This window comes from Streptomyces dysideae (genome assembly GCF_001514305.1).
Lineage (GTDB): Bacteria > Actinomycetota > Actinomycetes > Streptomycetales > Streptomycetaceae > Streptomyces > Streptomyces dysideae.
This window is the reverse complement of sequence record NZ_KQ949115.1, coordinates 42,840-50,227: the sequence shown is the minus strand read 5'-3', so window position 1 is coordinate 50,227 and position 7,388 is coordinate 42,840. Positions and strand designations below refer to the sequence as shown.

The following is a 7,388-nucleotide window of genomic DNA, read 5'->3' as shown; positions in this document are numbered from 1 at the left end:
CGGCCTTCATATGAAACAGCGGCTCTGCTCGCCGCCGGACCGGCGAGTGCCGCCCTGGAGAAGCCGTACGCGTCATCCCGCGCATCGTCGGCAGCCCGACGCTGCGCGTGCCGGACGGCACCCCCTACGACAAGGACACCTTCGACGGTGAGGGACTGGCTGTCCTGCCGAACGGCGACTACCTGGTCGGCCGGGAGCTGTCCTCTCTTGAAGTGCCGCAGCGGTTCCATGTCGCCCCGGCAGCTGGATGCACGGAGCGTGCCGGTTACCTCATATGACACCGCTCCGTATCGCATAGGAAACGGCGTGCGCACGGTTGCGCAGGTTCAGTCGCTTCATGAGTCCGTAGAGGACGTTCTTCACCGTGCGTTCCGAGTACTGCAGTTTCGCGGCGATGTCCTCCAGGTCGCTTCCTTCGGCCACCAGGCGCAGGATGTCGATCTCACGGATCGTCAGACCGCTGGCAGTGAGCCCGCGGGGGGCAAGCACTTCCTTGACGGTCCGCTCGACCTGGTCGAGCAGCCTGCCCTGCAGTTCGGTGGGGAAGGCGCCCTGGCCCTCGCTGATGGCGTAGACGGCTTCGTGGAACCTGCGCCAGTTGAATTCCTTACGGAAGAGGACTCCGCGTACGCCCAGGTCGACGGCGGCGTGCAGGTCCACGGACCAGCCTCCGTCCACTATCACGAGAAAGCGCCGGGTGGGCGGGTCCGCCAGCGCCCGAAGGGTGTCCAGCGCCTGTTCGTTCGCGTCGTCGACGCTGGCCACGATCACGTCGGCCGACTGCTCCTTGACGGGCGGAACCAGTGCCATGCCGGGGCTCTGCCGTATGTGGCTGACCAGACCGAACCTCGTTAGCGGATCCGACGCGCAAACCTTCACCTGGACCGTGTTCACCATTGTCTCCTGCGAGTTGCACGTGCACGCGCCAGCGCTGTCATATGCCGACAGCGATGCGTGACGCGGAGAGACAGCCCGTCGAGTTGCAAGCGCTTTCCCCTTCCGTTCGGCGCGGCATCATCCTGAGATGGGGGAGAGTCCAGGCCCGATGGGCCAACCCTTGGATGCCGGTCCACGGCGGACGCCAGGAGGTTGTGTGTCTCTGATGGTCAGGTCAAGGGACAGGCTGAGGCCCCGGCTTGCTGGCGTTCGCTGGCTGTGAATTATTGCCTTTGCAAGTTCCTTGCACACCAAGGATCTTTCAAGGATGCCTTTAGCTACGACCAAGAAAACGTAAAATAACGGCCACGAGGGCGACCGCGGACAGGGCTCCGGCGGGCGCAGCCGGTTTGCGGGTGAGGATGCACACACCACGGAGACGGGCCGGGACGGCCGCCGATAACGGAAATTTATGGGATACGACGCGGAAGCGGACAGGAGGCAGCGCGCCAGTCCTCCCCCGGTGAGGGGTTCGACTGGCAGCTCCTCGGCGAAGACGCCGTTGACCAGATGTCAACCGAAGGAGCAGCAGGGGGACATGGCTTCGCCGGGAGGTATCACGGCGTCCCGGACGAACACGGCGTCCGCCGGTTCCAGTGCGTCGATCGCGCATGCCACCCTGATCGACTCATCCAGCGCCCCTGCGACGCTCGGCCGCGCCGTCCGCCCTGAGGCCCTCGCATCGGGACCAGCGCCGTGCGGATTCGCGGCGGGTGGACCTGACGGGTGTCGCACCGCAGTTCTGCCATAGGGTGGCGCAGCACGCACTCCCCTGTTCGATTCCTGCTCCGATATCTGCTGCCGGAGGCCACCGATGTCCCAGCAAGAAGGCGAGTCCGCGGACCTCTCCTCCCAGGAGACCCGTGCTCCCATACCCGAGTTCCTGACGGGCCGTCTGGCGTGGATCGGCCTCAGTGCCGTGACCTCGTTGGTCATGGCCTCGGTGGCATTCGCCCAGGGTGCGTGGAACGGTGGCGGGGCGGCGGACACACGGACACCAGCGGTCGAACCGGACCAGGCGAGCGAGGCCCTGCTCTCGCCGTCCCCGGAGGCCTCGCCGCCCTCTTCACTCGCCCTGTCGGATGCTCCGTCCGGCCGGCCGAGCACCGATGCCAGAAGCGGCCCGGAAGGCGACCGCGTGTCGGCCCTTCGCCCCGCGGAGGGTGGACCGGCGGCCTCCGCGAGGAAGCACAGCGGGTCCGACTCGACGGGTGGAGCCTCGCGTGCGGGCGGCGACACGTCCGTGCAGGCAGCCCCGCAGAACGGGGTATCACGTTCAGAGCCAGGCTCGGCCACGGTGGTGAAGCCCGCACTGTCCGCGTGGAGTTCACGCGACGCGGAGGACAACCCGTACTGGGACGTTCACACCGTCACCGTGCGGTCCACGGTACCGATCACCTCGCTCAAGCTGAGTGTCCGTGTCATCCAGACCGGCGGCGTGGCCGACACCGGCGTGTGGAGCTCCCTGGGCGACCAGGTGGAGGTCCGGTCCGCCACGGACAGTGAGCAGTTGGCGTACTACGTGGCACTCAAGCCGGGGGTCACGCTCCAGCCCGGTACATACACCTTCCAGTTCGGCTTCAACCACGACATGGGCACCCGGGACGCGGGCCGCGACCTGTGGAACACCGTCGCGACGGCCGACGAGTTCACCGGCGCGCAGATGCGGAGCGGCCGCTTCTAAGCGGACTTACCGAAGTCCGGTGCGGTACCCCGACTGAAAGGGGCGCGGGGCTGTGACACTGCGCGGCTCCGCCACTCTCCGCACCCGGATCGACAACGGGACGATCAAGACCGGTGCCGCGTCGGCATCCGGCGACAGCGAGGCCATGCGCAGACTGAAGGGCCTCTTCCTGTCCTGATCAGGCACTACCCGAGCGGGACCTCATCAGGGGCTGGACGCGTGTGCCGAAGTTCTCGATGCCCTCCAGGAAGTCGTCGAACACCAGCATGATCCCCTTGGTGCCGTCGACGCCGGCGATCTCGTCGAGCATCCTCGCGACGGTCTCGTACGAGCCGACGAGCGTGCCCATGTTGAAGTTCACGGCGCCCTCGGGCAGCACGATGGTTCGGGCCGTCGAGGAGTCGTCGGCGGTCGTGTCCGAGGCGGATTCGATCGACAGGGCGAAGTCGAGTCCGTGCTCCTCGGCCTTCTGCACCACGGCCTTGTTCAGCTCGAAGGTCGGCAGGTACTGCGGGGAACTCTTCGAGATGAGCCAGCCGTTGTTGCCGATGGGGATGAAGACACCGATGTCCATGCCGCTCCTCATGATCCGGAACCTGCCCGTGCGACGGCACGCTACACCGGTAAAATTTCAACAACTCGCCTCGTTCTACCGGGTGTTGACCATGAGGGTGGCGGGAAGCCGCCGGCGAGAATCGGTGAAACAGGTTTCGCACGAAAACAGGAGCGATAGGTTCCCTGCATGAACGCACGGCTCGCTCTGCTCAGCACGGTGGCCCCCGGAGTCACGGAGAGCGAGGTCTTCCGGCTGGCGCTTCAGCATGCGGTGGGTGAGCTGGGCGCGCTCGGCGGAACCATGCACCTGCGGGGGCCCATGTCCGCGCTGCGCCTGGTGTCCGCCGTCGGCCTTCCGCCCGCCCTGACCCGTTCCTGGGAGATCGTCGACCAGGAGGGGCCGCTGGCCCCGGCCCGTGCCCTCCAGCAGAGCAGTGGCGTGTGGGTGCCGCTGCCCGCTCCCGGGCTGACGTGGCCCGGTACGGGACTGGCCGCCCTCCCTCTGTTCAACGGGAAGCGCGGCATCGGCGCGCTGACCGTCCTGGTGGACGAGCGGGGCGAGCCGGCCCCGGAACACTGGGACTTCCTGCGGGCCGTCGTCGCCTGGACCGAGGACCGCATGGCCCAGGCACCGCCGCCGTCGGGGCCCGCGCAGACGGAGCTGAGCGGTGAGCGGCTGCGGCAGGCCCTGAAGGAGGTCCGGGTCGGGTCGTGGGACTGGGGCATCCGCAGCGGCGACCTGATCTGGGACGAGGCGGCGCTGGAGCTGTACGGCACCCGGCCCGCCGACTTCACCGGCCGGGTCGAGGACTGGATGCGGTGCGTCCACCCCGACGACCTGGCTCCGACGCTGGCGCTGGTGGACCGGGCGATCCGCGACCACACCGTGTTCGAGGCCGAGTACCGGGTACGGCGCCTGGACGGCACGTACGGCTGGACGCAGGCCCGCGCCAGAGCCACGTACGACGAGCAGGGCGAACCCCTCCGGATGGTCGGCGTGGGCTGGGAGAGCAACGAGTCCCGCTCCGCCCGGGACGCGCTCAGCCGGGCCCTGCGGCACATGAGCGACGGCTTCCTCGCCGTGGACGACGGGTGGCGGATCACCTTCACCAACCTGGAGGCGGAACGCACGCTGGGCTTCTCCGAGGAGGAGTTGTTCGGGCGGCTGCTGTGGGAGGTGCCGGCCGCGCGGCAGGTGTCCGGCCTGGAGAGCCGCTGCCGGACGGCCGCCGCCGAGGGAAAGTCCGCGAGCTTCGACATACGGCTGCCGGACACCGGCCGCCTCTGCCACCTGCGGCTGGTCCCCGGCCCCGACGGCCTCACCATCTACTTCACCGACGTCACCGAGAAGCGGCGCCTCGCGGAGGAGCGTCAGGCGGGTGAGCGGGCCGCGGCCGAGCGGGCGGCCCGGATCGCGGAGCTGACCACGGAGCTCGCCAAGGCGACGACCTCGCAGGACGTGGTGGACGCGGTCGCACGCCGGGTACTGCCGCCGTTCGCGGCGACCGGACTGGTGGTGCAGGTACGCGAGGGCGACCGGCTGCACAACGTCGGCTCCGTCGGCTACCCCGACGACTTCCCCCACCTCCTCGAACGCCGCGACCGGCTGTCGCCCAACCCGCTCTGGGACGCGGTCCTCTCCGGCACCCCCCTCTTCTTCTCCTCCCCCCAGGAATTCGCCGCGCGCTATCCCGCCCGGGCCGACCTGCCCGACCACGTCGGCAAACAGTCCTGGGCGTTCCTGCCGCTGACCGCGTCCGGGCACACCTTCGGGATCTGTGCCGTCTCCTTCGACCGCCCGCGCCGCCTCACCGACGAGGAGCGCACCCTGCTGACCACCATCAGCGCCCTCGTCGCCCAGGCGCTGGAACGGGCCCGCCTCTACGACGCCGAGCACACCCGGTCCCGCGAACTCCAGCGCAGTCTGCTCCCCCAGCGGCTGCCCGACCTGCCCGCGTGCACGGCCGCCGCGCGCTATCTCCCGGCCGGTCAGGGCGCGGACGTGGGCGGCGACTGGTACGACATCATCCCGCTCTCCGGCGGGCAGGTCGCGCTCGTCGTCGGCGACGTCATGGGGCACGGTCTGCCGGAGGCGGCCACCATGGGGCGGCTGCGCACGGCCGTGCACACTCTGGCCGACCTGGAGCTGCCGCCAGACGAGATCATGGGCCACCTCAACGACCTCGTCGGCGGCATGGGTGAGGCGTCGTACGTCACCTGTCTGTACGCGCTCTACGACCCCACCACCCGGGTCTGTTCCATCGCCCGGGCCGGGCACCCGCCGCCCGCCCTGGTCCATCCCGACGGCACCGTGCACTTCCCGGAGCCGGACGCGGACCCGCCGTTGGGCGCGGCGGAGCCGCCGTTCGAGACGGCCGAGCTGGAGGTGCCCGAGGGCAGCCTGCTGGTGCTGTACACGGACGGGCTGGTCGAGTCGGCGAAGCAGGAGATCGACGAGGGCATGGCGAAGCTGGCCCAGCTGCTGAGCACGGCGCACAAGGGCGGCGCTGTCGGGACCGCGGCGGAACTGGAGCGGCTCTGCGACACACTGACCGCCGGCCTGCTGCCCACGGAACACCAGGCGGCCGACGACGCGGCGTTCCTCGTCGCGCGCCTGCACTCCCTGCCCGCCGACCGGATGGCCTCCTGGCCGCTGCCCGACGACCCGAAAGCGGCCGGCCAGGCCCGCCGGCACGTCCGCGAGCAGCTCGCCGCCTGGGACCTCGACGACCTGACCCCCACCACGGAGCTCCTGGTCAGCGAGCTCGTGGGCAACGTCGTCCGCCACGCCAGAGGCCCGATCCGGCTGCGTCTGCTGTACAGCGCCGAGTTGATCTGCGAGGTCTTCGACGGCAGCCAGACGATGCCCCGCATCCGCCGCGCGACGGAGACCGACGAGGGCGGCCGGGGCCTGCAGCTGATCACGGCGCTCTCCGCACGGTGGGGCGCACGCTACACACTGACGGGGAAGTGCATCTGGACCGAACAGTCACCCCCCGGCCCGGACGACCGGCCGGAGCAGCCGGCCGGCATGCCGGACCTGATGTTCCTGGACACGGCCGAACTCGACGGGGACCGGGACGCGTTGCTCTGACGAGAGTGCTCGCAGAGCTGTCGCAGCCTCCCTTGTCCGGAGTGCTGACATGGTGACAGCAGGTGTGTAGATTGCGGCCGTCAGGAGAATGCACAACATCGTCCGGGTACTTTCCGTCAGGAGGAGCCCATGCCGCGGCGCGTTCTCGGGCTTGCCACCGTGCTGATCACCGTTGTCGGCGCGGCCGCGTGCGGGTCGTCGGACTCGGGGGAGGGTGGTTCGTCACCCTCGGGCGGGGGCGGGACCACCACGGTCAAGGTCGGCATCATCCCGATCGTCGACGTGGCTCCGCTCTATCTGGGGCAGCGGAAGGGGTTCTTCAGCAGCCGCGGCATCAAGCTGGAGATGGTGAGCGCACAGGGCGGCGCGGCGATCATTCCCGGTGTGGTGAGCGGACAGTTCCAGTTCGGGTTCAGCAACACCACGTCGCTGATGCTCGCGCAGGTCAAGGGAGTTCCCGTCAAGTCCGTGGCCAACGGGGCGGCCTCGAACGGGAAGGTCGGGGGCGATGTCACCGGTCTGATGGTCGGGAAGGACAGCGCCGTCAAGTCGGCCAAGGACCTCGCCGGACGCACGGTCGCGGTGAACACCCTGCAGAACATCGGGGACACCACGGTGCGCGAGTCGGTCCGTCAGGCCGGCGGTGACCCGGCCGAGGTCAAGTTCGTCGAAGTCGCGTTCGACCAGATGCCTGCCGCCCTGGACGACGGCCGCGTCGACGCCGCCTGGATGGGCGAGCCCGCGCAGACCATCGCCAAGACACAGGGCGCCCGCGTCGTGGCCTCGCCGTTCGCCGAGACGGACCCGAACCTCACCGTGGCGACGTACTTCACCTCGACGCAGCTCACCCAGCAGAACCCCGACCTGGTCGAGAAGTTCACCGAGGCCATGACCGAGTCGCTGCGGTACGCCTCCAGCCATCCGGACGAGGCCCGCCAGGTCCTCACCACCTACACCAAGATCAGCGGTGACGTCCTGAAGAACCTCACGCTGCCCAGCTGGCCGGAGCAGGTGGACATGGCCTCCCTGGAGAAGCTGGCCGCCCTCAGCGAGAAGGACGGCCTCTTCGGCGACAAGAAGCCCGACCTGGACGCCCTGTTCTAGGGCCTGTCCCTCCGG

At 69.2% G+C, this 7,388-nt stretch carries 7 protein-coding genes; 5 read left to right on the top strand and 2 right to left on the bottom strand.

The window, feature by feature from the left end; translation table 11 throughout:
* The first annotated feature begins 107 nt into the window (after nt 1-107).
* Nucleotides 108-278, top strand: coding sequence for a hypothetical protein (locus AQJ91_RS54090; RefSeq protein WP_159054768.1), 171 nt, complete (start codon nt 108-110; stop codon nt 276-278).
* Here AQJ91_RS54090 and AQJ91_RS40895 read toward each other — a convergent pair.
* Entirely contained in the window at nt 271-810 is a 540-nt protein-coding gene (locus AQJ91_RS40895; protein ID WP_234383346.1) for a helix-turn-helix transcriptional regulator, read from the bottom strand. The genes AQJ91_RS54090 and AQJ91_RS40895 overlap by 8 nt on opposite strands.
* Nucleotides 811-2,233: 1,423 nt before the next feature.
* Between AQJ91_RS40895 and AQJ91_RS54085 the strand changes: the two genes are divergently transcribed.
* Both AQJ91_RS54085 and AQJ91_RS57595 read left to right on the top strand, forming a co-directional pair.
* Nucleotides 2,234-2,620 (top strand): hypothetical protein, encoded by a 387-nt coding sequence (locus AQJ91_RS54085; protein WP_159054767.1) that lies wholly within the window; start codon nt 2,234-2,236, stop codon nt 2,618-2,620.
* 52 nt (nt 2,621-2,672) lie between these two features.
* Nucleotides 2,673-2,798 carry a hypothetical protein gene (locus tag AQJ91_RS57595; RefSeq protein ID WP_267891296.1) on the top strand — a complete coding sequence of 42 codons (126 nt, stop codon included), beginning with the start codon at nt 2,673-2,675 and terminating at the stop codon, nt 2,796-2,798.
* On the opposite strand, the gene AQJ91_RS40885 is transcribed toward AQJ91_RS57595, so the two are convergent.
* The gene (locus AQJ91_RS40885; protein WP_067032864.1) at nt 2,799-3,194 is read right to left on the bottom strand and encodes an LLM class flavin-dependent oxidoreductase; all 396 of its coding nucleotides are present in this window, start codon (nt 3,192-3,194) and stop codon (nt 2,799-2,801) included. It abuts the gene before it with no gap.
* A gap of 168 nt (nt 3,195-3,362) precedes the next feature.
* On the opposite strand from AQJ91_RS40885, the gene AQJ91_RS40880 reads away from it, so the two are divergent.
* Nucleotides 3,363-6,269, top strand: coding sequence for a SpoIIE family protein phosphatase (locus AQJ91_RS40880; RefSeq protein ID WP_067032861.1), 2,907 nt, complete (start codon nt 3,363-3,365; stop codon nt 6,267-6,269).
* Between the two features lie 129 nt (nt 6,270-6,398).
* Complete coding sequence (locus AQJ91_RS40875; RefSeq protein ID WP_067032846.1) at nt 6,399-7,373, top strand: ABC transporter substrate-binding protein; 975 nt, start codon at nt 6,399-6,401, stop codon at nt 7,371-7,373.
* Nucleotides 7,374-7,388 lie beyond the last annotated feature (15 nt).